The 25510-nt window shown below is 55.0% G+C and carries 17 protein-coding genes; 4 read left to right on the top strand and 13 right to left on the bottom strand.

Features of this window, described 5'->3' with window-relative positions:
- Positions 1-22: 22 nt before the first annotated feature.
- The 3 genes from Poly41_RS27620 to Poly41_RS34440 form a co-directional block, all read right to left on the bottom strand.
- Positions 23-2014, bottom strand: coding sequence for a preprotein translocase subunit SecA (locus Poly41_RS27620; protein WP_261344920.1), 1992 nt, complete (start codon positions 2012-2014; stop codon positions 23-25).
- A gap of 134 nt (positions 2015-2148) precedes the next feature.
- Entirely contained in the window at positions 2149-2322 is a 174-nt protein-coding gene (locus Poly41_RS34445) for a hypothetical protein (RefSeq protein ID WP_197231697.1), read from the bottom strand.
- A 117-nt stretch (positions 2323-2439) separates the two neighbouring features.
- On the bottom strand, positions 2440-2799 hold the full coding sequence (locus Poly41_RS34440) for a sulfatase/phosphatase domain-containing protein (protein WP_197231696.1): 360 nt from the start codon (positions 2797-2799) through the stop codon (positions 2440-2442).
- 561 nt (positions 2800-3360) lie between these two features.
- Between Poly41_RS34440 and Poly41_RS27610 the strand changes: the two genes are divergently transcribed.
- The 3 genes from Poly41_RS27610 to Poly41_RS27600 are packed head-to-tail and all read left to right on the top strand — an operon-like array spanning position 3361 to position 10703.
- Positions 3361-4836 carry an alpha-L-fucosidase gene (locus Poly41_RS27610; RefSeq protein WP_197231695.1) on the top strand — a complete coding sequence of 492 codons (1476 nt, stop codon included), beginning with the start codon at positions 3361-3363 and terminating at the stop codon, positions 4834-4836.
- A 24-nt stretch (positions 4837-4860) separates the two neighbouring features.
- Positions 4861-7254: a DUF5703 domain-containing protein gene (locus tag Poly41_RS27605; protein ID WP_197231694.1), complete on the top strand. Its 2394-nt coding sequence runs from the start codon at positions 4861-4863 to the stop codon at positions 7252-7254.
- A gap of 56 nt (positions 7255-7310) precedes the next feature.
- The gene (locus tag Poly41_RS27600) at positions 7311-10703 is read left to right on the top strand and encodes a glycosyl hydrolase (RefSeq protein WP_197231693.1); all 3393 of its coding nucleotides are present in this window, start codon (positions 7311-7313) and stop codon (positions 10701-10703) included.
- Between the two features lie 13 nt (positions 10704-10716).
- Here Poly41_RS27600 and budA read toward each other — a convergent pair whose 3' ends face one another.
- Both budA and Poly41_RS27590 read right to left on the bottom strand, forming a co-directional pair.
- Positions 10717-11553: an acetolactate decarboxylase gene (gene budA, locus Poly41_RS27595; protein ID WP_146530605.1), complete on the bottom strand. Its 837-nt coding sequence runs from the start codon at positions 11551-11553 to the stop codon at positions 10717-10719.
- Positions 11554-11931: 378 nt separating this feature from the next.
- Entirely contained in the window at positions 11932-12186 is a 255-nt protein-coding gene (locus tag Poly41_RS27590; protein ID WP_146530604.1) for a GlsB/YeaQ/YmgE family stress response membrane protein, read from the bottom strand.
- A gap of 248 nt (positions 12187-12434) precedes the next feature.
- On the opposite strand from Poly41_RS27590, the gene Poly41_RS27585 reads away from it, so the two are divergent.
- Positions 12435-12932, top strand: coding sequence for a hypothetical protein (locus Poly41_RS27585; protein WP_146530603.1), 498 nt, complete (start codon positions 12435-12437; stop codon positions 12930-12932).
- 45 nt (positions 12933-12977) lie between these two features.
- Here Poly41_RS27585 and Poly41_RS27580 read toward each other — a convergent pair whose 3' ends face one another.
- The 8 genes from Poly41_RS27580 to tssE form a co-directional block, all read right to left on the bottom strand.
- Complete coding sequence (locus Poly41_RS27580) at positions 12978-14219, bottom strand: TIGR03032 family protein (protein ID WP_146530602.1); 1242 nt, start codon at positions 14217-14219, stop codon at positions 12978-12980.
- Positions 14179-16044 (bottom strand): ferredoxin, encoded by a 1866-nt coding sequence (locus Poly41_RS27575; protein ID WP_146530601.1) that lies wholly within the window; start codon positions 16042-16044, stop codon positions 14179-14181. The genes Poly41_RS27580 and Poly41_RS27575 overlap by 41 nt, the downstream gene beginning before the upstream one ends.
- A gap of 126 nt (positions 16045-16170) precedes the next feature.
- Complete coding sequence (locus tag Poly41_RS27570) at positions 16171-17127, bottom strand: thiamine pyrophosphate-dependent enzyme (protein WP_146530600.1); 957 nt, start codon at positions 17125-17127, stop codon at positions 16171-16173.
- On the bottom strand, positions 17124-19043 hold the full coding sequence (locus Poly41_RS27565) for a 2-oxoacid:acceptor oxidoreductase subunit alpha (RefSeq protein WP_146530599.1): 1920 nt from the start codon (positions 19041-19043) through the stop codon (positions 17124-17126). The genes Poly41_RS27570 and Poly41_RS27565 overlap by 4 nt, the downstream gene beginning before the upstream one ends.
- 213 nt (positions 19044-19256) lie before the next feature.
- Positions 19257-22040, bottom strand: a complete 2784-nt coding sequence (gene tssH, locus Poly41_RS27560; RefSeq protein WP_146530598.1) for a type VI secretion system ATPase TssH — start codon at positions 22038-22040, stop codon at positions 19257-19259.
- Between the two features lie 40 nt (positions 22041-22080).
- Entirely contained in the window at positions 22081-23205 is a 1125-nt protein-coding gene (tssG, locus tag Poly41_RS27555) for a type VI secretion system baseplate subunit TssG (RefSeq protein WP_146530597.1), read from the bottom strand.
- A complete protein-coding gene (gene tssF, locus Poly41_RS27550; protein WP_146530596.1) occupies positions 23169-25016 on the bottom strand; it encodes a type VI secretion system baseplate subunit TssF in 1848 nt (615 codons plus the stop codon). The genes tssG and tssF overlap by 37 nt, the downstream gene beginning before the upstream one ends.
- Positions 25013-25507 (bottom strand): type VI secretion system baseplate subunit TssE, encoded by a 495-nt coding sequence (gene tssE, locus Poly41_RS27545; protein ID WP_146530595.1) that lies wholly within the window; start codon positions 25505-25507, stop codon positions 25013-25015. The genes tssF and tssE overlap by 4 nt, the downstream gene beginning before the upstream one ends.
- Positions 25508-25510: the final 3 nt, after the last annotated feature.

Here is a 25510-nt window from a genome sequence, read left to right as displayed (position 1 = left end):
TCTCACTTTCAACTTCATTGCGCTATCCTGTCTTGGCTAACGTGTTCTGAATCTTCTCTAGCCACGCGTCTCGTGCGACCATCGTTTGACGCGACCGAAACCGCTTTTGCTCAATTGACTTTTGCAATCGGCCAATCGCGGCGTCCAAACTCGATTCGTTCACGCCTTCAATCTGTTTGATCCGACGCAGTCTGTCTGCCAAGCCGTCATCGTGATCGTGGATCAGTTTGTCATCGGCCGAGGTCAGGAACTGCACGGATCCGGGATCACCTTGGCGAGCCGCGCGACCAGCCAATTGTCGATCGACTCGCGATGATTCATGATGCTCGGCCGCGATCACGTGCAAGCCACCACACGCTCTCGCTCGATCACCGATTGCGATGTCGGTACCGCGTCCCGCCATGTTCGTTGCAATCGTGATCGCACCGTGGCGGCCTGCACGCCCAATCACGTGGGCTTCCTGTTCGTCTTGGACGCCGTTGAGTATTGCATGCGATGTGGATCCGTGCGAACGAAACGCCTCGGCGATCGCATGGCTTTCGCGAATCGATCGCGTCCCTACCAAGACGGGCTGACCGCGATTGGACCGACCGACAGCATCGATGACGAGGTAGCGGTGTTTGTCATCGCGGTTGGCGAAGTAGCGAGACGCCAAAACCTTGCGTTGGCACGGTCGATGCGTTTCAACGACAGCAACGTCGAGACCGTAGAATGTGCGAAAGTCGATCGCGTTGTCACCAGCTGTACCGGTAAGACCACAGAGTTGTTGATAGTATTGGCAGTAGCGTTGCCGCGTGATCCGAGCTTGTGTGATCGTTTCCACAGATGGCGTTAGGCCACATGCAACCTCAATGGCTTGGTGCAGTCCACTTTGCCAACGGCGTTCCTTGTGGATACGGCCTGTGTTGACATCGACGATTCTCACCTCGCCATCTTGCACAACGTAGTCCACGTCCCGAGTAAAACCGATGTGAGCTTTCAAAGCGTTTTGAACGAGCACACTCCATGATCGCGACATCTTTCTGCGTGGCAGTTTTTCGAACGCGGCACGAGCCAGACCGGTGCCCGCCTCCGTGAGCTGGACGATGCCACCTGCGAGTTTCTCGTAGTCAGTGTGGGCGGATAAAGAAGCGGCGAACTGATTGGCGATCCGGTAGAGTTCGGGGTCCGTCTGCGGTCCTGGTTCTTGCCCGCCAAGCACCAACGGCGTGTTGGCTTCGTCGATCAATACACTGTCGGCCTCGTCGATGATTGCAAAAGCGCATCGACGCTGAACGGGCTTGGCGCTCTCGAAGCGATGGCCGTGCATTTGTTGCACGAAGCGATCCCCGAGTGGTTGTCGATCCGACTTGCGACGTTGAATTTGGTCACGCAGGTAGTCGAAGCCGTATTCATACCCCGGCCCATAGGTGATGTCGCAGGCATAAGCGGCGCGTTTGAGGTTGTCGTCTTGACCGGTGTCCAAGTGCGAGGTCGTCATACCGAGCAATCGAAACGCGGGACGATTGGTTTCGAAATCCCGGCGAGAGAGATAGTCGTTGGTGGTGGCAACGTGCACGCCGCGACCGGCCAGTGCGAACACAAACGCGGGGATAGCGGTGATCAACGTTTTGCCTTCGCCAGTTTGAATCTCGGCGATCGTTCCTTGGCAAAGCTTCCAGCCGGCAAGCAGTTGCACGTCGTAGTAGGACTTACCGGAGACGCGGTGAACGGCTTCGGCGATCAATGCGATCGCATCGAGGATCACGTCGTGTTTCACGCCGTATTTGCGTTCTCGCAAACTGCTGCTGAACCATCGCACGTTCTTACGATCTACTCGCCTGACTTCTCCACGCAGCCTGTCGGTTTCACGGACCAGCGATTGGCTTGACAGCGTACGGAAGGTTTCCAAGTTGGCGCGTACTCGATCGACGAGATGCCTATCTCGGATTGCAGACTTGCGAGAAAATGGCAAGTATCGAAGCAAAATGAACCCTGGGCACGAGTGAATAATGCAGACTCCTCGGGTAGGCATCGGCGCCGCAGGATCGTTAAGAGCAAAGTAACCGTACAGACATTCACATCCGGCATAATCGGCAAGGTTTGTGAAAACGCACTGTTTTGTCGTCAACAGGCTGTTCTCGGCTCGAAGTCCGTGCTGAGAATGGACTAACGCGCGCGTTTTCGCTGACCGAGTCGTTCTCCGGTCGGTGGGCGCAAGGGGAGCGTCAAGCCGCCCGAAGCTTCCAGTTCATCGAAGAGACGCTGCTGCAGTGCGTCAATCTGTTCGCGATAGGCCGGCACGTCGATCAAATTGTGTCGTTCATGTGGGTCGGTTTGCAAATCATAGAAGCCGTTCAGGTCCTAAACACCGTGGTAGTAAATGTACTTGAAACGGTCAGTACGAATCGCCAGCGTTGTGGGTGTGGCCGGGAAATTCCATTCCCAATGGTACTCGTACTAGATGTGATCACGCCAAGGACGCGTGGACTGCGTGTCGCGATGGCCATTTCCTTTTTGCCAGAGTCGACGCATCGACTGCCCATCAAACTTTGACGCTTCCGTTGCCTCGACTTCTGCCAAGTCCAAGAGGGTCGGCGCGATGTCGATGTTTTGGACCATCGCATCGATGACCGTTCCAGCCGCAATTCGCCCCGGCGCGCGGGCGATCATCGGAACGCGTATGGAGTGCTCGAAAGCATCTCGTTTGTCATAAAACCCATGCTCGCCTAATTCAAAACCGTTGTCTCCCATGTAAATCAAGACGGTGTTATCGCGCAGACCGGCATCATCGAGACAATCAAGCAGAGGACGTTTCATAACTACCTTTCTGGCAAAAAAACCTAAGTCGCAGCGCTGCAACGGGTGGTCATTGCGTATCGCCATGCGCTCCGCGAAAACCGCGTCTTGTAGAACTTACGCACAGCGAACGTTGACAAAAAAACTCGCTCGCTGTTTCGATCGCTGAAGCGGTAACGCAGCATTCCCCAATTGAAAAGCGAGAATAGATGAGCGGCAAGGCGCTAGCCGCCGGTTTTGCACATGAAGTACCGGCGACTAGTGCCTGCCGCAGAGTCCGAGATTGATTCGGAAAACTACGGAAAATGGCCCACAAGGTGGCGATGTCCAGCGAAGCAGTTTTGATCCCCACCGAGCAATAAGACTACACGCGAACGCAGACGTGGAGTAGAATGGTTGCTTCATTGTCCAAGGAAAGTGGCGAGCTGCGTTGGTCACTAACGAGTCCCAGCCGAGCGATTCGTCCCGTCGAGTCTTGGCGAAAGCAAAGCTGAATCTCAGCGACTCACTTGGCATTGAAGTTCTGCTATGATGACTCACCGCCCTCGATTTGGACCAACCATGCAAAGCACTGGACCAACTATGCAAAGCACAGCGAACCGAAGAAACGTCGTGGCGATTCTTGCCATGTTCTCCGTTCTGATTTCCTGCAACACGTCCCTCTCGCTCGACAATGAACAGGTGGCCGAGACGTCCGCAGAGCGAGATGCTCGCATGCAATGGTGGCGTGAGGCTCGATTCGGCATGTTTATTCACTGGGGTTTCTATGCCGTCCCGGCCGGTGTGCACAATGGCCAGATCGTCGACGCCAGCCACGGATCCGAGTGGATCCAGTGTGATGCTTTGTTATCCCGAGAGCAGTACGAACCCTATGCGGCGCAGTTCAACCCCGTCGACTTCGATGCGGAAGCGTGGGTCCGATTGGCTCGCGAGGCAGGCATGAAGTACTTGGTCATCACGTCCAAACACCATGATGGCTTTTCGATGTATGACTCAGCCGTCAGCGATTACAACATTGTCAAATCAACTCCGTTTGATCGCGATCCGCTCAAAAAACTGTCAGAAGCGTGTCAGAAACAGGGCGTTCACTTCGGCGTCTACTACTCGCAACTGGATTGGCATCACCCCGCCCAGGAGAACGATCCGCAGCGAGAAGAACGCAATGCTTATCGGTTCAATCGCATACGTCCAGGAATGAAGGATGCGTACATCGCGGACATGAAGGCGCAGCTAAAGGAGTTGATCCAGGATTATCACGTCGAAGTGCTGTTCTTTGATGGCGAATGGGTGCCCTGGTGGACTCAACAGGATGGTCGCGATTTGATGCAGTACGTGCGTTCGCTGAATCCGGCAATCATCGTTAACAATCGGATTGGCAAACGAAAAAAAGAAGATGGTGACTACGGAACTCCCGAGCAAAAAATCCCCGCTGCAGGACTGGACTATGACTGGGAAACCTGCATGACCTTGAACGGAACCTGGGGCTACAAGAGTTATGATCACAAATGGAAAACGACCGAAGACCTCATTCATAAGCTCGTGGACATCGCAAGCAAAGGGGGGAATTTTCTGTTAAATGTCGGGCCGGATGCAAAAGGGATTATCCCGGGCCCCAGCGCAGAGCGACTTCGTGAAATTGGCCAATGGTTGGCGATGAACGGCGAAGCGGTTTATGCGACCCGGCTGTGGAATCCAACCGCCCAATTCGATCCCGACGCTGGCGCCGATGCTTTTGGCCCCGGACCCGAGGAAGTGGCCGATGCGCTCCCAACGGCTGATGACTCGCGCAAGGGAGACACGGTCCGGTTCACTCGTAAAGACGACGTGCTGTACGCGGTGCTGCTTGAATGGCCAGCGGATGGCAAGGTCGTACTCAAACAACTTGCTCGTGGACGCACGGCTTCACCGATCGCTGCTGTGGACTTGCTCGGTTCGACAACGGCATTGACATGGAACTGTGACCGAGAGGGGCTGCATGTTGAACTTCCCAAGCAAAAACCTTGTCAGCATGCCTGGGTGCTGAAGGTGGTGGGTGAAGCAGCAAGGCTCCACGAATAGACCCTCTTTTCAAGTCTAGGCATCATGAATGCTTCACGGGTGTTTCAAATGAAATGGCTTATTCCATTCGTCGCTCTATGCGGTTTTGGCATGGCGCTGCCGACGAATCTCGATGCGGAGCAAATCGATCGATACAATGTGGTTTGGGACCGTCCATCTGAGGATGCGACTGGACAAATGCCGCTTGGCAACGGAGACATTGCCGCGGGCGTCTATGCCATTGAAGACGGTGAGCTCTACCTGCTTCTGTCGAAGAATGATGCCTTTACCTACAACGGCGATTTGTTTAAGACCGGGCGAGTCAAAGTCACGCTACGCCCCAATCCTTTTGAGCAGGGAAAGCCCTTTCAACAAGTCCTGGATTTAGAAACGGGATCGATCCGAATCGAAGCCGATGGGGTCCACCTTCGGATTTGGGCTGACGCGATGCGTCCGGTCTATCACGTGCAGATCCAATCGCCGCATCCCGTTTCGGTTCGGGCAGAGTCTGATTTGTGGGAGCGAATCGACGGCTGTCAGTGGAACAAGACGATGCAACCGATCGATCCGCCAACGCAAGATGTACGGCTCGAGCAGGACGGAAGTATTCTTTGGTCCTTCTCGGTCGGTGACCGTAGTGTCTATCCGACAGAACTGAAATTCTACGATGTCGAGCAAATGGCATCGGTGTATCCCGACCCGTATCGTTTCAATACCTTTGGCAATCTTTTGGAAAGCCGGAACTTAGAATTGAGCGATGGGGCGTTGTGCGGAGACGGACAGGTTTTTGATCTTCGTATCCATGCACTTGCGACACAGACAGCCGATCCATCGGATTGGGTCGAAACCATTCAACAGCAGGCGGACCAACAGAGGGATTCCGACACGGATTGGGCGACGCATTGCGAGTGGTGGTCCGCATTCTGGGATCGCAGCTGGATCACCATTACCGACAACACGCTACCTGCGGAGCAGCGAGGCCTGCTCGGCCACGAGGGGTATTCGGCACAGCGCAAAGTGATCGACCGTGGCGCCATCGTCGCGCAGAGCTACAACGTCTTCCGATTCCTGATGGCCTGTCAAAGTCGTGGACGAATCCAAACCAAGTTCAACGGAGGACTGTTCACACAGCCCCTACGTTACGACAAGAAGCCACGACTTCGCGCTACACAACGGGACGATGGTGCATGGATCAGCCATGAAGACGATCGGCTTTGGGGACGACGATTCACGTTCCAGAACCAACGCTTGTTGTATTGGCCGTTGTTGATGAGTGGCGATGGTGATTTGATGAAACCGTTCTTTGATTACTACTGGAACATGCTTCCCATGCGCCGAGCCATCACCCACGCTTGGTTCGGCCATGGCGGTGCCTATTATCGCGAGAATTTGGAGCCAACGGGAGGCGAACGTGATTGTGGCAAGGATGGCAGCGACGTCGAGCACAAACCACTGAAGACGCCTCCGGGAGGCAATGACGGTAGTGGCTATTACCATAGTTATTACTTCACCAGCGGTCTTGAAACGGTGGCGATGATGATCGACTACGTCAAGTATTCCGGAGACCAGACTTTTCAAGACGAAGTGTTGGCCCCCTTTGCCCGAGAGATCCTGCTGTTTTTTGACAAGCATTACGGACGCGATCTCGAAGGAAAGCTTCGTATTGATCCTGCCATGGTGCTCGAAACGTGGTGGATCGCAGTCAACCCAGCTCCCGACGTTTCTGGATTGCAACACTGCTTGGACGAACTATTGTCCATGAACGTGGGATCTTCGGAAGATCAAAGGCAGTGGGCACGTTTTCGCAAAGAGATCCCTGAAGTGCACCTTCAAAAAATCGACGGTCGCCTCGCGATTGCGCCCGCTCAGTCTTGGGAAATGAAGAAGAATTCGGAGAACGGTTTGCTCTATCCTGTTTTCCCCTTCCGGCGTTTCGGGTTGGGACTCGGCACCAGGGACATCGTGGATTGGACGATGCAACACCGAACGAATAAAGACCGATTTGGATACAAGTGCTGGACCCAGGACCAGATCCACTGGGCCTTCGCGGGCAATGCATTGGAAGCACGCGATGGCCTCGTCCATCGGTTCACGCACGCATCTCCCTTATGTCGCTTTCCACTCTACGGAAGCGAAGGCCCTGACTCCTGTCCGGACTTTGATCACTTTGGTTCTGGTAGCACGGCACTGCAACGGATGCTTCTTCAAGAAGCCAACGGTAAAATCCTTCTGCTTCCCGCTTGGCCCTCCAACTGGGACGCTCAGTTCAAACTGCACTTGACCGGCAAGACCGTTGTTCGCGGCCAAGTGACGGATGGCAAGCTCGTGGATTGGGAGATTGAACCTGCGGCGCGACGCGGCGATGTAATGGTCTACGAACCCCAATCGGTTGTTGACCATGTAACGACACCCGACAATTCAAGTAGGAGCAAAGACTGATGAGGTGCCACGGACGAGGTTGCACATGCCTCGTTGCCTGTCTGTTTGCAATTGGCATGCTGTCATCCACCGCAAATGCCCAGCACAGCGCCTCGCGATCGAATGCACTCGAGTCCGGTTTCTTGGATCCACCGCGGCAGGCGAAGCCTTCGGCGTATTGGTTATGGCTGAACGGCTATGCGAATCGTGACTACTTCGATCAAGAGCTGCGTGAGTTCGCCGACAAGGGCGTGGGAGGTCTGTGCATTTTCGACATGGGCGGGCGCGGGGATGCCGATTTCTTGCCTCCCGCCGGTCCAGCGTTCATGGGCGAGGAATCCGTCGAGACGATCGCGAAGGCGACCGAGGCAGCAAGGCGACATGGACTGGACGTCCAATTGGCCGCCGCCAGCAGTTGGGACCTCGGCGGACCTTGGGTGAGACCGGAACACGCCAGTATGGCCCTCTACCGTACCGAGACACGAACCGAAGGCCCTCGCCAATTCAACGCTGCGCTGCCATTCCCCGAACTGCCCACCCAAGTCCCCCGTCGAGAGGATGGGGAGCCTGCATTTTACCGCGACGTGGCCGTTTTGGCGGTGCCGGAAACCACGCGGCTGCCTGGGCACGAGTTTGTCTTTCGCCTGCCCCGCGGCGACGTCCACCGTATTGATCACGTGGTGCTGTACAACGCAGAAGCCGACACCCCCAATCAGGATGGAGACACAAATTGCTTCAGCAAGGACTTTACGGTCGCCATCAGCACGACGCGCCCCAAACGTTCGGAATTTCATCAGATCCTTGCCGGATCGTTGCTGCCAAACACGCAACCACAGCGGTTTGATTTTGACGTGACCGATGCCCGCTACGTTCGATTGACCCTTCTTCAGGGACAGCATCCCACGACGGATCAAGTTCAGTTGGCGGAGTTCGAAATCTACTCAACCGACGGCATCAACATCGGCGGATCCAAGTCGACGGACTCCACACGCGATCCAGCCGAATTGATTTCCTACAGTTCCGAAGCTGCTGCGGGCGGACAATGGACGGCAGCAAACCTACACGATGGCGATAAATCAGGACCGGACGGTATTTGGTCGTTCGCAGGGCCTCCCCCGATCATCATTCCCGACAAATCCGAAATCATCGATGTCACAAACCTCCTTTCCGCAGAGGGTCGTTTTTCTTGGTCGGTCCCCGAGGGGAAATGGACGATCATGCGTTTCGTTTGCGCGAACACCGGCGAACGACTCAAGATCCCCAGCCCAAACTCCGATGGCTTGGCAACGGATCACTTCAACGCCGATGCGACCCGCACGTTCCTTCAGACGATGATCGACCGACTGGAAAAGCGTTTAGGCAATCTCAGCGAAGCCGGAATCAAGCAGTTGTACTTACCGAGCTATGAAGTCGTCGGTGCCAAATGGACGGCTGACTTTCTCAATCAATTCCAACGCTATCGCGGCTACGACATGACTCGCTATCTGCCGGTGTTCGCGGGTTGCATTGTTGAGAGCGAAGACAACACCGAGCGATTTCTGTACGACTTTGAGAAGACGCTTGGCGAATTGTTGGTCGATGCCTATTACCGAACAGCCAGTGCAACCGCGAGAAAAGCGGGTTTGGGGATCGAAGCCGAGGCGGGGGGGCCAGGGCCGCCGACTCACAACGTTCCGGTGGACGCGCTGCAGGCACTCGGCGCGATCGATGAAATGAGAGGAGAGTTCTGGCCTTGGCGGACACAGCGCAACGGTCTCTGGGTCGTCAAAGAGACCGCCTGTGCCGCCCATGTCTACGGGCATCGACGTGTCCACATGGAGGCGTTCACCGGTTTCTACCACTGGGCCAGCGGTCCCCATTTCCTGAAATCCTCGGCGGATCGAGCCTTTTGTGAAGGGATGAATCATGTTGTTTGGCATACCGCTTCGCATCAACCCCCGGAAGCGGGACAACCGGGGTGGGTTTACGGTGCGGGAACACACTTGACGCCGAATCTGATTTGGTGGCCGATGGCCGCGCCGTTTCTGAATTACCTGTCACGCTGCTCGTTTCTGCTGCAGCAAGGACTCTTTGTAGGCGACGTGTGCTACTACTATGGCGACCAGGGATCGAACTTCGTACCGCCCAAGCACGTCATCCCGTCACTCGGACTCGGTTACGACTATGACGTCGCCAGTGCAGAAGTGGTGCTTTCTCGCATGTCCGTCAGTAACGGTCGAATTACGCTTCCTGATGGGATGCAGTACGAAATTTTGGTGCTGCCCAACCGAGAGGAGATCGACTTGGCGGTGTTGCACAAAGTGGAGCAGTTGGTTCGCCAGGGGGCGACCATCGTCGGTCCCAAGCCGATTCGCACCGGTGGACTAACCGATCACCAACGGCGTGATCGACAAGTCAAAGGATTGGCGGACGAAATTTGGGGAGCATGCAACGGTCAATCGGTGACGCATGTTCGCTATGGCAAGGGTCACGTTTATTGGGGACCGTCCGAACGTGAGATCTTGCTTGCACGAAACATACCACCGGACTTTCAATTCGTCGGCGAGCACGACGATTGTCGGCTGGACTACATTCATCGTCGGGTTCCAGACGCGGACATCTATTTTGTTCGCAACACGAAATCCGAACCTGCGCGAGTCCGAGCCAGCTTTCGTGTAACCGGTAAGGCACCGGAGTTTTGGTTCCCGGACTCGGGTGAGATCCGGCCTTGCGGGGTGTATCAGCAAGATGAGCGTGTCCTGCACGTTCCCTTATCGCTCGACGCGAAAGACAGTCTATTCGTTGTCTTTCGCGACCGTCCGCCACACCCACACCTCACCGTAGCCGCCGAAGGCGTCGAAGTGCTTGGCACACCCGGTGAACCGATGCGGTTCATCTCGCACCAGAACGGTTTCTACCAGTTCACGAAATCCGATGGACAAGAGCTGTCAGCAAGTGTCGAGGGATTGCCTGAGGCCATCGAGCTGACTCAGCCCTGGAAGTTGAAATTTCTCAGCGGTCGCGGAGCTCCCGAATCGATCGATGTCGAGGAGCTCCAATCCTGGACCGACTTCAACCAGCAAAGCATTAAATACTATTCCGGCATCGCGCGCTATGAAACGAGCTTCAATGTTCCCGATTCGTGGATGGCGGAGGGACGCGGAATCCAGCTGGACCTAGGAAACGTGTGGACCGTTGGACGCGTCAGGATCAATGGCAACGCCTGGTCCGTTAGGTGGAAACCACCCTATTCGCTGGACGTCTCAGCATGGATCCAACCCGGCAAAAATCAGCTCGTCGTTGAGGTCGCGAACACTTGGTCCAACCGCCTTGTCGGAGACGCGCAGCTTCCAATCGAGCAACGGATAGGGCGGACCAATATCACTCGCTCTGGCACACCTGGAAAACCATGGAAACAAGTTCCGCTGCACGTCTCAGGGCTGATGGGCCCCGTGCGACTTGTGCCAACCCAGGAAACGATCCTTCCTTGACGGGACCCTTCTGCTACTTCTGTTTGTACTGAAAGGACTTTTCAAAGCTGACTTGCTCATAGGCTTCGGAGTTGGGCAAGGCAAATTTGTATTCATCCATTTGGTCAAACGCGACGGTCACGTCCGTTGCATCAAACTCCAAGACATGGCCTCCAAACTGTTTGTCATCCGAGATGAAGTGAAAATGGAAACCAGCCACGTTGATGTCGCCAATGAATGACGGGCAGAAGAATCCCACCATCGTCCCTTTGAAGTTTTCTCGATCGAAAACCGGGCGAGCGGGAATCAGCACGTCCAACCCCTCTTTGAAGGGAGGTTCCTGGCGACTCAAGCCACCACACTTCATTGACTTGAAATTCCCGGTGACCTTAAATGCGTAAAAGTAGTTGCGGGATGGCAGCCGGTCGCCAATGATGCCCCGTAGCATCTCGAAGTTTGAAACCGCAGGTAGCTGGAAACTCTGATCTTCGTCAAAGTAGGCGGCATTGGCATAGACCAACTTCTCGTCATTCGGCGGCACGAATACCTTTCCAGTCTCATCAATCTTATAGGGCACTCCATCGAGCATCACCATCTCGCCATCGAGCTTCGTAAATGATCCCAATCCAATATCTCCCTGCTGCTTCAGTTCTTCCACAGGAAGAAAACCCTCGAAGACACGATTAACAAACGCGCCCCAGATGGAATATTGGTAGTACGTCTCGGTTCGGTCGGCACGTAAGTTCGCTGCGGCATCGTCCATTTTGACGACTGATTTTTCTTGTGCAAAAACGCGCGGAGCCGCGAAGCACGAAGCGACCCCGAGAGAAACGCAAATGAGCCATTTGGTAGATTGATTCAAGAGAGGCATGCAGAAATTCCTTGTTGAAAAAGTTTACCGTTCACGAGTCGACAGGAAACAACCTGCTGCAGGGTTGGGAGCAAAAACGACTCAGCTAACATTCCTCGCAGCATTTTGAACAATGACGTAAGCTCCAAACGTAGCCACGTTCGCCAGAACCTGGTCCACCGTCTGACGACGGTGGCTACGCTAAAGATCAAAATGCTCTCGTGTTTGGACCAGTTTCAATTTTCGGGTTGGTGGGAGTGGACAGACCACTAAGGCAGCCCGCCACGCTCCGAGTTTCTGGAACGTAGCTTAGGCAAAAAGAGCTGCATTCGCAACGCTTGTGCGGCCGCGCTGCGTGGCAAAGCCGCAATTGCATTTCAGCAATCGGGACGCCTCCATCTATGCTGCTTTCTTGAATAGCCGAATCACGAACAGCAGGATCACGGCCCCGATCGTTCCACCCGCTATTTCATTCAAAATCGCCGAATGAAGTAGATTGAAGCTGCCGAACAGAGCACCAAAGACCAAGGCACCCAAGATCCCAACGATGATATCGCCAACCAGCCCAAAGCCACTACCTCGGACAATCTTGCCCGCCAGGAAACCAGCGACCGCGCCAATCAATAATGCAACGACTAATCCCGTGATATTCACTAAATTTCTCCGTTAAATGCAGAGGAAGCCCTTCTGGATTTGGGCTGATAAGATTGTCCGATCACAATACACTTTTCGATCTTGCCGAATTCAGTCTAACATCTTTCTGAACGCGCTGAGAAAAAAGACCGTTTGCGCTTGCCGTGGGGGGGTACAATAAGTCTTGGCTTGAATCCAATCATTGGATACCACGCCGTTGGGCAGCCTTGCCCGAAGATCACACTTCATGCATGAGGGATTTTGGAAAGATGAACAAGACAGCTAGTTTTCAAACCGTTTCAATTGGACTCTGCGCCACTCTGGCGATGCTTTGCAGCGGATGCTCAAAACAGGAGGCCGTGGAAAAGATGAACGAAGCGGAGGTAATCGCTGAGAAAGCGTCCGATACGATCGCAGAAGACGTCAGCAAAGTTGTGGAGGAGGGCGAGGAGATGGCGTCGGGACTGGGTGACAAGGCGATGGCTTTCCTTTCTCCATTGAAAGACAAGCTTGGAAATCTGGAAAGCCTCAAGGAAAAGCCTGAGGAACTCAAGAAGGCGGTTGCGGAGTTGATTCAGTCGATTGAGAACAAGGCGGAAGGCATCGAGTTGCCTGAATCGGTTAGCAATGCCTTGGCGACGACCAAGCAAAAATTGGTGGAGCTGAAGGAGTATCTGGAAGGCGAGGTCGACCAAGCGAAGATTGATGAGCGTATTCAGGAAATCAAGGATTCGCTTAAGTCGGGACTCAGCCTCTCAGGCAAGTAGGCCATCTATTCGAGAAGCTCAATTCTCGTAAAGCAGATACTGAAATCAATCGGAGAGACCGTCGCGAATACGGAAGGCTGCTGGAACGTCCGCCAAGGCTTCGTCGGGCAGTACATAAGCAGCTGCTAGAATGTTTGAGTCGTCTTGAATCAACTCAGGGAACCGCTGTCCGGCCAATAACTCGACCGCAAAAATTTCCTGCACGGCATCCTCAAACTTGACGAAACCCACGGTCTGTCCGGTTTGAATGTTCACGACCCAGACACCGCAGCTCCGCTCGCCACTGGATTGCAGTCGTTCAACGAGAGGAATACCGCCAAAGACGGCACTCTCACGTACTTGCGAGAGTCCAACAAAAGCGAAGGGGCCCCGAAAGCAGAGCCCACGCGTAAAGCCGGGCAACTGAGCAACCTCTTCATAGTGGCCACTTTTTACGTCGATCATTCCAAAGCCGCCGGTGCCCGAATTCAGCACCCACAGCCGTCCGTCATACCAGCGCGGCGAATGCGGCATCGAGAGACCACGAGCGATGATTTCGTTCGAGTCGATGTCGATGAGGATCCCACCATCTCGTTTGTTTTTACGCCATCCGAAGGCTTCATTGGAATTGCCAAGAGCCGTAACATACTTGACACGCCCGTTTACCGCAGTCAAACCGTTCAGATGGCAGCGATCATCGGGCGAATACTGGCTAAGGAACCGGGGGCGCCAACGTGGCTCAAAACTGTACTCGTTGCTGCGCACGCAAAGGCAGGAGAACGCCGTGTTGACAAACCACAACTCGGGTAGGGGCGAGGTCTCAGACGGAATCCATGCCATCTCGTGAATCTGAATATCACCCGTCACGTTTTCACGTCGTGGTAACCAGGCAGCATCGTGCTTTCCTGCTGGCTCCAATCGTGTCGCTACCGCTGGAACGTTGTGAAATTCCTGAATGCGGTTGGCGCACCCGACGGCTAATCTGCCACCTTGAATTGCCATCCCCATCGGCTTGTTGAACCATCGAAAATGAGTGTTCAGAACGCCCGCCTCATTCCGCAGGATTACCAACTTGCCCGTTTGGTAGGTCGTCACCAGCAGCGAGGAGCTTAGTTGCGCCAGAATCTCGGGAACGCTTGAAGTGTGAATACTGCGTAGCGCCGCCTCACTCTCGGCCAATTCGCCGTCGAGTTGCCGAGGCTCTCGATCGGGTTGAGCGAAGTCCGCGTCGGTTTCGATCGGTTCGTTCTCCAAAACAATCGGGGGCCTACTGGAATCGTTTTGCGCGTTCGACCCACTTTTGGACATCCTTCTCGCTCGGATCCCAGGGCTTTCCTGGATGGATGATTTCTGCGGTACACTTTTCGGCGGCCCGCACGAGGTCTTTATAGGGACCTCCCTTTGGGTTCTTGATGATCGCCTTCTTGTTCTCGTTGTAGGCAAAAATACGGTCATTGACGGAGATGCACTCGTCGCAGCTGGTGCAAAGAGGCGTTTCCAACCACGCTCCATCCCCGGATGGTGGCACCGCTTTGGCCGGTTCGGCGGCGGGCGAGACGCGTTTCGGTGGCGATGGGGGCGTATCGGACTCTTGGTCAATCTCCGCTTCGGGGACGGGCTCTGAGATTCCAAAAAGCTCTTCCAATCGAATCGAGCCGGGATGACTACCAGTTAAGTGGGCCGTCAAATTCCTAACGGCATTCGCAACGGCCGCCTTTTCACGGCGGTCCGCGTCTTGTTCCAATTCCTGCCGCAAGTTCTGCTGGACCGTCTTGTGTTCGGAACTGACCCGCGTGTGCGTTTCTTTCACAGCTCGTTTCACATAGGGGCTGTGAGCACCCGACAATTCTTGCAGGGTTCGCCAGAGCTGCATCCGCTCCGAGGTTTGGGTGACGATATCGGCCGAGGGCACCTGCTCGATCAGCGCTCCATCGCTACCGACAACGTTGACATAGGGAATCCGCCCGATGCGTTGCGGCCGAGTCATACTGAGATACTCCAGCAGCGGAACGGTCGCTTCTCTCGAAGCCATCGCAGGCAACTCGTCGAAAGATCCGGCGAAAGCCGATTCCGCAAACGCAAAGTCCGCAAACGTATACGGACGATCTTGCATTGCGGAAGCCGTTTCGTTCTCACGACCGAGATCCAAATCTGTCCCCCAGTCGTGTCCCAGGCCAGGGTTGGTTGAAAGATCCAAGCAGGATGCCAAGTCCGTTCCACCATCAGGGTCGTACGTAAAGGTCGGAAACGCACGGGACAGGAGAGCTTTTTCGGAGCGATCCCTCAGCTCTACGTCGTCCACTTGGTCATCCCAGAACAACGACACCAGCGCAGGCCGCGAAGACGTGATTCCTTGACGGAGCAGGTCATCAAAACAGTGGTTTGCGATGCAGGCCTGCACCGCGTAAACGCCTCGCATAAACAGGGGAAACAGTTCGAGTGTGGCTGTGGTGGGATTGATCGGGTCAGGGGCTGGCGGATACACCTTCTTCAACGATCGACGCAGTGCCAGGATCGTAATGGGTTGGCGGCTGCCCAGCAGCGATACCATTTTTTGGATCGACGCTGCATCGTCCTGGTCCAACTCGGCCACCACGACAAACGGTGGGCAACGTTCGATCTCAGCCGGGCTGAGCTGATGCCAGCGGAAGTCACTAAAGAAGCCATCATGCTGATCTGGTTGGTACTTGGCCCTGATTTCCAACTGGGCGATGTGCAAATTTTGGAACAGCGCAGCGATGCCTCTCAGGTGTCGATCCACAGCAACTTCAATTTCGCTCTCCGGACGTTCCATCGAAACAAAGACGGGCATCGGCGGGTTCGCCTCAAAGTCCAGACGAATGGCGCTGAGGGTCGCGAGCAGCTTTTCGATTCGCTGTTTACGCTGCGGACTGAGTAAACGAGCGCTTCGGCCTTGGCTGAGCACATGCGAAAGCGAATCCAGATTCATACTTGCTGCCGCAAACGGTCCCATCGCTTCTTGCAGCTTGGCGGGTTCGTGGCCGTGCTGGCGATATTCGTCCAACTTGAGCAGATCATCCAATTCCGAGATGGTCTGGTGAATCACACCAAGCAACTCAGCGCCGACCGGCGTCCACGCGTTTTGGATACGTTCTTTAATTGATGGTTGCATCAGGGAGCGACCTTTCTTTATGCATCACGAGGAGCACACAAGTCGTAGGGGAGCGGCTCAAGCCTGAACTCCAACAATTGCGGCGAACCCGCGCTACGGTTCGAGCAAGATACTTTCCGCAAAACGTTAAACAGCGAACTTATCCAGCGTCCCATCGAGACGTCGCAAGAAGTCGCTTCGGTCTCGGGGCTTATCCGTGCGGCTGAAGCGGATATCTTCATACGCGGGTAACCGCTCGTTCTGGTAAATCAGGCCCATCGGCGCCGGCTCCGACGTATGAGCAACTTCCTGGGCGGCGTGAATATCGGTATGGTCATGCGGCTGAGCCGGGCCTCGAAGCAGGGCGGTTTGATCAATCGGGATCCCCTGTTCGTTCTCGAGAAGGACTACGGGATAGTTCTTTCCGCCATCGCCAAACCCCTGAGGCATGTAAACCGGACAGCGCTGCAGAATTCGCACAAAGGACAACCCGTGATGACTCCAAGCCTTCTCGATGGTCGCGTCAAGGTGATTTGGTAACCACGTCGCACTCTGCGCGAGGAACGACACATTGGTCATCCCCATCACAACGCTGAGCGGATTCATGGGCTCCAGATACGTTCCGCGCGGCGTCGTATTGGTCAGTTGACCATCAGGCGTTGTGGGAGAAGCTTGTTTTTTCGTCAGCGCGTAAATGTTATTGTCGAGCACCAAGGCAACGACATTGATGTTGTAACGAATGGCATGTAACCAGTGGTTTCCACCGATGCTGAAGCAATCGCCGTCGCCCATCACAACCAACACGTGGGATTCCGGACGAGCCAACCGGACTCCGGTTGCAATCGGCAACGCACGGCCATGAAGGCCATGAAACCCATAGGTTCGCAAGTAGTGCGGCAAACGACTCGAGCAACCGATCCCGGATACCGATACCACATTCTCCGGGTCGATATTGTTCTTCTTCAACGCCCGCTGAATACCCGTCAAAACACCGTGATCGCCACAACCCTTGCACCAACGAGGTAGCTCGGATTCAAAATCCGCTAAGGTGTGCGACGTGACCGCGCAGTTTTCATTCATGCTGTCGTGAATAATGTTTTTCATGGCCTAAACGCCTCCGGTGAGTGGTTTTTTGCACTGGCTTCGGACGTCGGCACAGCGGTAGGTCGGTTGTTGAACTCAGCAACAATGGCATCGTAGATTTCGATCGGCATGAACGGTTGTCCTGGGACACGAGCATAACAATCGATATCCAACAACGTGCGGGCTCGGAGCACAAAACAGAGTTGGCCGTAGCGGCGGCTATCTTCATTGATCAGCGGGTCCTTCGGGTCGTCACTGTAATTCAGCTCGACCGTCATCACCTTTCTGTACCGCGAGAAAAGCTCTTTCAAACCAGGTGGCAGGGGGCTGAGAAACTGAATGTTGGTGGAAGCAACGGCGTAGCCCTCGGCCCTCGCCATATCAACCGCTTCTTCGATCGCTCCTCGCGTGCTGCCCCAGCCGACGAGCAGCAAATCGCCTTCTTCGGCACCATACAGAGGTGGCGGCTGAAGGGTCTTCTGCAAAGTCGCTAACTTGCGGCTTCGCATCGTATGAGCGCGTTGGTTCCGTTCGGCATCGTAACAAGCTTTGCCGTTTCGATCATGATTCAACGATGTCGTGATCCCCATGCCTCCGGGCTGACCTGGGATCAATCGTTTCGATAAACCGGTGGTTTCATCCCAGTCGTAGGGAAGCGTTTGATCGGGAACCGGGCTGAGGTCAAGAATCGGGGGGACGGGCGTACGGTCCACATCAGGGCGTGGAAAGACCTGTTGGCCGGTGGCTAAGTTGGCATCCGACAGCACAATCACCAACATCCGGAACTCGTCGGCGATCTTCCTCGCAGTACTCAGGATGTAGTAACATTCCTCGATACTACTGGGAGCAATGATGACCTTGGGGGCATCGCCCGGTGCCCCGAACAGTGAATGGAGCAGGTCGCCCTGTTCGATCTTCGTTGGCAAACCCGTGCTTGGACCACCACGCTGGACATTCACGATCACCAGCGGCGTTTCGGTCATGACCGCCAACCCCTGGAACTCGGTCTTCAACGCCATACCCGGCCCCGACGTAATCGTCAGCGCCGTCTTGCCAGTGTAAGAAGCTCCAACGGCCACACCAATCGCGGCGATTTCGTCTTCTGCCTGGTGCACAAAACCACCAAAACTCTCAAAGAAATCAGCAAGGGCATGTGATGCTGACGTCGCCGGTGTGATCGGGTACATCGAACAAAGTTCGAACCCCGCGGCAATCGCGCCGAGTGCTAAAGCAGTATTGCCATTCATTGCCACCTTGGGTTGATCCGAAGGAGTCGCCTCAATCGAGTACTGAAATTCGAAATGAGTCTTCGCGTAGTCGTAACCTTTTTCCGCGAGCCCGACGGCTGTATTGATGACGGCTTCCGACTTTTTTGCAAACGTGTTCCGAATCACCTGCTGCATCAACTGGGGATCTTTACTGTACAGGAACGTCAGCAAACCCACCGCGAACATATTCTTGCCACGGCGCGCGTCCTCTACCACCTTCAACGTTTCTTCTTCCATGGGGACTTCGAGAACGGTGCCCCCCGTACTGCGAACCCGATCCGTCACTTCCTTGTAGGATTCCTGGTAGCGGTGATTCGGGTGGCTGGCCCACATGCTGTCAATGATCACCACCACATCATCCGCAAGGCTGCTCGCTTCGATGCGGGACAGAAGGGCCATCTCGTTAAAGGCCAATACCACGTTCGCCTTATTACCAACGTTGGTAACCCGGTTCTTTCGGGAAAGCCGAATCCGGTTGCCACTCGCACTGCCCGTCGTGTGCGGGGGCGGCTGAATTTCCGAGGGGATGATCTCAACCGTCCACAAACCGTTACCGGCCTTTGCACAAACCTGTGCAAAACTGACCGCTGCCTTCTGTGCGCCCTCTCCGGCATCACTGACAATTTCAACGATATGTTCAGGGAGTTCTTTAATGGTAATTTCTCGCATGCGAGTATTCTCTATTGTGGACACTCCGTTGGCAAGCGGGAGAACTCAGGGTTTCATCCGTGCTGGCTCTGCTTAGCATCGCTGGCTGCGTCAAAATGTCACGACCAAGACAAGAAACCAGCCATGCAGCCATTCAAACGACCCATGGTAAACGAAATCACACGCCTACCTTCTCCGTGTTCCCGAGTGCATTGAAAGAACTGCAAGTCAGAGTCAGTTACCAGCATCCGCAGCGAACACTTCGTAGGTGAATCCTGCGTCGTCCGAACCGATTGCGATCTTGGAGATTCCTTTGCCTTCGGCGAGCTTCGCCAGCACTTGAGCGGATAGCTCGGGGAGCAACGTGCGGTTGAGAATGTGGTCGACATTTCTGGCACCGGTATCGACTTCGGTACAGCGGGCACGAATCGCATCGACGACCGCGTCGGCATAGGTAAACTCCGCCCCATAACTTTCAGTGACACGTTTTGCGACCTTGTCGAGTTTCAATCGTGTGATCCTCGTCATCACCTCGTCATTAAGCGGATAGTAGGGGATCACACTGACACGTCCCAAGAAAGCCGGTTTGAACGTCTTGAGCAGTTCAGGAAAAACGGCTGTGATAAAGTCATCTGGATCGGGCATCGTGTCAGGATCGTTACAAATGCTTTTGATCAAATCCGTACCGGCATTTGTGGTCATGATAATCACCGTGTTTTTGAAGTCGATGTCGCGTCCTTCGCCATCCTTCATATTTCCTTTGTCAAAGACTTGATAGAACACATCCTGGATCCCTGGATGCGCTTTTTCCATTTCATCTAGCAGAACGACCGAATAGGGCTTCCGACGGATCGCTTCGGTCAACACGCCACCCTCACCGTAGCCCACATAGCCCGGAGGCGATCCCATCAGCAAGGCGACCTTATGCTCTTCCTTGAACTCGGACATGTTCAGTACGGTCATATTCTGCTCGCCACCGTAAAGCAAATTGGCCAGCGTGATTGCGGTTTCGGTTTTTCCCACCCCGCTCGTTCCGGCCAACAGGAAAACGCCGATCGGCATGCGGGGATCGCGCAGCTGCGCGCGGCTGGTCCGAATACTCTGTGCGATACGATCCAATGCATGCGACTGGCCGACGATCGATTCTTCCATCATTTCTTTTAAGTTGAGCACCGTTTGAATCTCGTTGCTGACCATCCGTCCCACAGGAATTCCGGTCCACGCCGCAACCGTTTGCGCGACGGCGGAGGAATCGACACAGGGAAACATGAGCGGATTTTCGCCCTGGACTTTGCGAAGTTCTTTCTCTGCTGTGACAAGCTCTGACTTGAATTGGGCAAGTTCTTCGGTCGTGGGAGTGGCGGGTCCCGGTTCGACCCCGGGCATTTCGGAGCAGTCGGGTGCTTGCGATGTTTCTGGTCCGGCCGGTGGCGTTTCCTCTTCTTCCTTTGCCTCTTCCGCTACCACCGCCAACCCGATCGGATCGCCGGTGATCTGATGTCGCAGCTTTTGGATCTGCTGAACGAGTGCTTTTTCCTGTTCCCACTGGCCCGTCAACGAGTCCAATGCTTCCTCGGCTAACGCGAGTTGCTGTTCGCATTCCACAATCGTTTTCTCGTGATCCGTGCCTGTTTGCTGTTCACGCTGAAAAATCTTGATGGACAGTTTGAACTGATCAATCCGTCGCTGCGCATCTTCTACCGCCGACGGTGTCGCCGTCTGGCTCAATCCGATCCTGGCACAAGCGGTGTCGAGTAAGCTGACGGACTTGTCCGGCAATTGCCGCCCACTGATGTAACGGCTTGAAAGCACTACCGCATCGACAACCGCTTCGTTCAAAACACGGACTCTGTGATGTGATTCGAGTGTTTCGACGAGTCCACGCATCATTTCGATCGCAACCGGCACGTCCGGCTCCTCGACCTTGACCACTTGGAAACGGCGTGCCAGTGCAGCGTCCTTCTCGAAGTACTTCTTGTATTCAGCCCAAGTGGTCGCCGCGATTGTCCTCAGTTCACCGCGTGCCAAGGCCGGCTTGAGAAGGTTGGCGGCGTCGGTTTGGCCCGCTTGGCCGCCGGCACCGATCATCGTGTGTGCTTCGTCGATGAACAGGATGATTGGGATGGGTGACGCTTTGACTTCATCGATTACTCCCTTCAATCGGTTTTCGAACTCGCCCTTCATTCCTGCACCGGCTTGCAGCAGCCCTAGGTCGAGTGTGCGAATTTGAACATTTTGAATCGACGGTGGCACGTCTCCTGATGCGACTCGCAGGGCGAACCCTTCCACGACCGCGGTTTTTCCCACGCCCGCTTCGCCGGTCAGGATCGGGTTGTTTTGTCGGCGACGCGTTAAAATGTCAATGATTTGACGGATTTCGTGATCACGTCCCAGTACCGGATCGATTGCACCGCTGGCGGCACGCCCCGTCAGGTCGATGGTGAATTGATCAAGTGAAGGCGTCTTGGTCGGCCCGCGTCCCGGCGTTCCCGGTCCGCCCGTCGCCCCAGGCGCGCTGCCGCTGGTCATCGGCACATGCTCCTCATCGGACTCTGCCAAGATCACAGCAAAGTCTCGCGCGATCGCGTCGGGGTTGACTGCTTCGAACTCCTGCGAGGCATCCAGTGCGGTACCGCGAAGCGAATTGGACGCTAACAATGCGACCAGCAAGTGCCCGCTGCGGACTTTTCCAACACCCTGATCAATCGACCCGAATAGCCATGCATCGCGAATCAAGTCGACCACATTGGGGGACAAGGCGGGCGGACGACCGTTGCCGGTTTTGAACTTGTCAATCGCACGCGTCAAATCGGTGGTCAATCGAGATACGTCGACCCCCGACGCTTTCGATGCAATCGTAAGATCACTACGATCGTTCTCGAGCAACTTCAAGAGCCAATGCTCGATTTCAATGTTGTAGTTGGTCCGCGAAAGGCACAAACCGGCAGCCGCTTCGAGCGACGCGCGACAAGTGTTGTTTAATTTGCCAACGAGTTCTTTCAAATTCAGTTGCGACATGGTGCTGAGAACCTTTCATAGAGAGGAGGTTTCGAATGAGTTAGGCCAAGGGTGAACCATCGTGTTGGAAGACGGCATCGTGGCTATCCTTCGTTGGCGTCTGGCTACACAGCCATGTGTTCCACCCCAAGTTCGCTTGAGGGAGTTCCGACCTGCTGACACCGCCGAGTTGACAAGGCGGAATCTCACTGGCGATCAAAACAACTTGGAGATCGAATGAGAACTCACAGCCAACATAGCTGCGGATCAGCTGCGAAATTGGAATTAAGGAATCACCCGTTGGCATCAGACTCAGAAAATCTTTATACCGTACCGGGCCGATGCTGATGCGAAACTTCGACGTCGGATCCCAAACTTTTTCTCCGAGGACCGTGTCGGTGCCCAGCCGACTGTGCCCGTCGAGTGCACCCAGTCGCGATTGCTCTGACGGTGGTAACAACAGCCATTGACCGAATAGCGACAAGACCTGCGTATCGAGGCCAAGGAAGTCGGCCACCATTTGGCTGAGCGATTCCGCGTTGGGCCGATCATTGAACAGTCCACCGTAGTAAACGCACACATCGTCTAGAATCTCTAACCGATCACGAACGTTTCGCGTCCCTCGTCCGACGATCGACAACAACGATTCACGTAGTAGGTCGGCGGCAGGATCGTGCTGGCGCAGCGCTCGCTCGACACCGGCTGGGACAAAGTACTTCTCCCAGGCGCGATAAAACAACGATAGCTGTCGGTGCGAGAACAAATCCAAGAAGTCAAGCAGCGACGTGTCGTGGTCGCGAGCACGATCAATCACCAACTGAGTGTAATGATTCGGAAGCGCTCCGACCGGCCCGACCAATCCCCAAAACGCGATTTCCATTTCGATTGGCGATCGATCTTGGCCACGCCCATTTGCGTCACCATCCAGATCATCGGATTGCGATGGCGGCACCTTCACCGAGACAATTTCGGTCGCTGGAAACTCCAACGCCGCTTGTGATCGAAATCGAATCGCTTCTGCCGACGCGTTCTCAATCGTTCCAACTCGGCCTTCGTTTGCACCGAGGGAGCGTGCGGCACCCGACGCGAGCAGCAACCGCACCGCTTGGTAAAAGGAAAATCGATGCGGCTGTGTTACCAGCCGATCGATTACAGAAGGGTTTTTCTTCCGGATCGGGCTGGCCATTTCGCAATCGGCTCTTCGCGTAAAGTGCTCAAAAGTCGTGTTCGGGTGAATGAATTGATGGTTGCATACAGCGCAAGAAATTGCTCCAAGACCGAGCCGAGCAAGTACGCACCACCGCTGCTCAACTTGTCCTCATCCACCATCAGATCGATATCCAAGCCACGACAAAACGTGGTGCCGCCGGTTGCCGCACCCGAATGGCAACGTGCCACGCCGTGCTGGTAATGCACCGATCGGATCGAATCGATACGCTGACGGAGGTCACTGCTTTGGACAAATTCATAAAGACTCAAAATCTCGCGCAGTGCCGAAGCACCGTTGCTCTGATCGAATAGCGAAACGTGCCCCAACGCAAGATGGCTAATCAAACGCCAACTGGTTCCCTTGCCCACCGGAGGTCGAATCGCGGGTCGCGGCTGAGTGACACATTTGGGTGCGTTGACTGGGCCGCCACGAACCAATTGCAAACGGGGTCGTCCGCCTCCAAACTCCAATCGTTCCGGCAAATTCCGGCTGGTGCAAAGCATGCGGATGTCCAGCACCGTCCCGGCGGATTCCTGTGGTAGAAAATCAAGATCCACTAACGACAGATAGACGTCTGTGGCACGGTCAACATCTCCGCCACTCCTCTCTGCCTCGCGGCGCATCAGATGATAGAAGCCGCGTCGCTTCTCTCGTTCAGCCGCGTGACGAATCGAATAGAAAGGGTGATAGATCATCTCTTGATTGCTTGCGTCAATCCCGGTGACCCGAGTCACCGTGTGGACTTCAAACGCACGCGGCTGTCGAGCATCGGGAACGATGCGATACTCTGACGCGCCATGCGTTACACGAATCGGTTCGGCACGGTGCTCGAACAAATTCACCACCGGCGTGCAGCCTAATCGGATCGTATCGGCAGCCACAAACGGCTCGATGTCACCGATGTGCCGCCGCAACAGAATGAACACGTGCAACGAATCGCCAATCCCAGCCAACCGCTTCGCGTTGATTCCCTTGATGTCGAAAAACATGAACTTCTCAGGAGCCGCAAAATACTCGGTCAACAATCGGTAGCCGTCAAAGGTTCTCGCTTGGTGTGGCAGCAAGCCTTCGTCCTTTGCAAAACCGACTCGTTGAATCGCGTCCGAACTCAGGCGAATCGGACTTGGATCGTCTGGTGATTTTGCCAACAGCACTTCCACACAGCCGCCGTGAATCAATTCGTACAGATCCATTGATGCCCGCGACAGCCCTCGGATGAAAAAACGCAGTTCCGAAATGTCCATGCTGCCGATGGGTACCGACGAACGAAAGCTATTCAGATGCAAATGCAGCACCGATTCACTCTTGCCAATCGCATCGGTCGCAGGGCATGAAAAGGGTTGCCCACGATACGAGGCTGCGGTGACTCCAATGGGAAACAACTTGACGGGGTAGGCTGTGCGAAATTGACAAACGCCATCGGAGGTTGATTCCGTTTCCACGCTTTCGCCAGCCTCAATACCATAGCCACCGACGAGGTCCGCTTGCCGCTTGTCGATCGAAAATTCAACAACCGCCGTCGAGGGAATGGGGGCAAGGTAGTGAGGATAAAGCACACCGAGCAGCGCATGGGTGATTTCAGGAAAATCGTCGTCGATCTTTAGCCGAGTTCGTGCGGCCAGCAAGGAGAATGCTTCGATGATTCGCGAGACGTGCGGATCCTCGGACAAGTCATCGCCCAAACGCAGCCGACCAGCGATCTTGGGATGTTCTGAAGCGAACTGCGAACCAAAACGCCTAAGAAACTCAAGCTCCTGGTTGTAATAGGGTAGCAATCGATCGCTCACCGCCGCACTCCTTGCACCGAGAAATCACCGACGGTCGCGTCGAGCCAACTATCGTAAGCAACCGGCTCGGGAGCGGGATCGATTTTCAACATCGCATCAATTCGGAATCGCATCGTTCGATCCGAGGGGTCATTGGTGTCGGCCGTCGAAACACGAATGCTGATCAATCGAGGCTCGAACACCTCTACCGCTCGCTGGATCATCCTCCGCAACGTTTCTTGCTGTTCTCGCGAGCCGGTGTTGATGCCGACACAATCGGGGATGCCATAGGCGACGAGCGAAGTACCCAACTGCTCGAGCCCTTCGGGATATCCCGTGGCACGGCAGCGAGTGTTGAGCAAGTTTTGCAAGTCACGCCCTACGCTCGTCTTCACTTGCTGTAACACCTGAGTACGGCTAGCAGGCAGTTCGGTCTTGCGATCTGGCTGCAGATCGATCAATCGATCCAGTATGCTGGGGATCAGTCTGGTGTCATTGGGAATGCGAGACATGAG

This window comes from Novipirellula artificiosorum (assembly GCF_007860135.1).
GTDB classification, from domain to species: Bacteria; Planctomycetota; Planctomycetia; order Pirellulales; family Pirellulaceae; genus Novipirellula_A; species Novipirellula_A artificiosorum.
Note: the sequence above shows the minus strand (reverse complement) of the source record. Positions and strands in the feature narration are given on the sequence as shown.

Bases quoted from the DNA above. Each gene is read 5' to 3' on its own strand.
- Poly41_RS27620 (WP_261344920.1), bottom strand. From the start codon at position 2,014: ATGCCTACCCGAGGAGTCTGCATTATTCACTCGTGCCCAGGGTTCATT.
- Poly41_RS34440 (WP_197231696.1), bottom strand. From the start codon at position 2,799: ATGAAACGTCCTCTGCTTGATTGTCTCGATGATGCCGGTCTGCGCGAT.
- Poly41_RS27610 (WP_197231695.1), top strand. From the start codon at position 3,361: ATGCAAAGCACAGCGAACCGAAGAAACGTCGTGGCGATTCTTGCCATG.
- Poly41_RS27605 (WP_197231694.1), top strand. From the start codon at position 4,861: ATGAATGCTTCACGGGTGTTTCAAATGAAATGGCTTATTCCATTCGTC.
- Poly41_RS27600 (WP_197231693.1), top strand. From the start codon at position 7,311: ATGCTGTCATCCACCGCAAATGCCCAGCACAGCGCCTCGCGATCGAAT.
- budA (WP_146530605.1), bottom strand. From the start codon at position 11,553: ATGCCTCTCTTGAATCAATCTACCAAATGGCTCATTTGCGTTTCTCTC.
- Poly41_RS27585 (WP_146530603.1), top strand. From the start codon at position 12,435: ATGAACAAGACAGCTAGTTTTCAAACCGTTTCAATTGGACTCTGCGCC.
- Poly41_RS27580 (WP_146530602.1), bottom strand. From the start codon at position 14,219: ATGTCCAAAAGTGGGTCGAACGCGCAAAACGATTCCAGTAGGCCCCCG.
- Poly41_RS27575 (WP_146530601.1), bottom strand. From the start codon at position 16,044: ATGCAACCATCAATTAAAGAACGTATCCAAAACGCGTGGACGCCGGTC.
- Poly41_RS27570 (WP_146530600.1), bottom strand. From the start codon at position 17,127: ATGAAAAACATTATTCACGACAGCATGAATGAAAACTGCGCGGTCACG.
- Poly41_RS27565 (WP_146530599.1), bottom strand. From the start codon at position 19,043: ATGCGAGAAATTACCATTAAAGAACTCCCTGAACATATCGTTGAAATT.
- tssH (WP_146530598.1), bottom strand. From the start codon at position 22,040: ATGTCGCAACTGAATTTGAAAGAACTCGTTGGCAAATTAAACAACACT.
- tssG (WP_146530597.1), bottom strand. From the start codon at position 23,205: ATGGCCAGCCCGATCCGGAAGAAAAACCCTTCTGTAATCGATCGGCTG.
- tssE (WP_146530595.1), bottom strand. From the start codon at position 25,507: ATGTCTCGCATTCCCAATGACACCAGACTGATCCCCAGCATACTGGAT.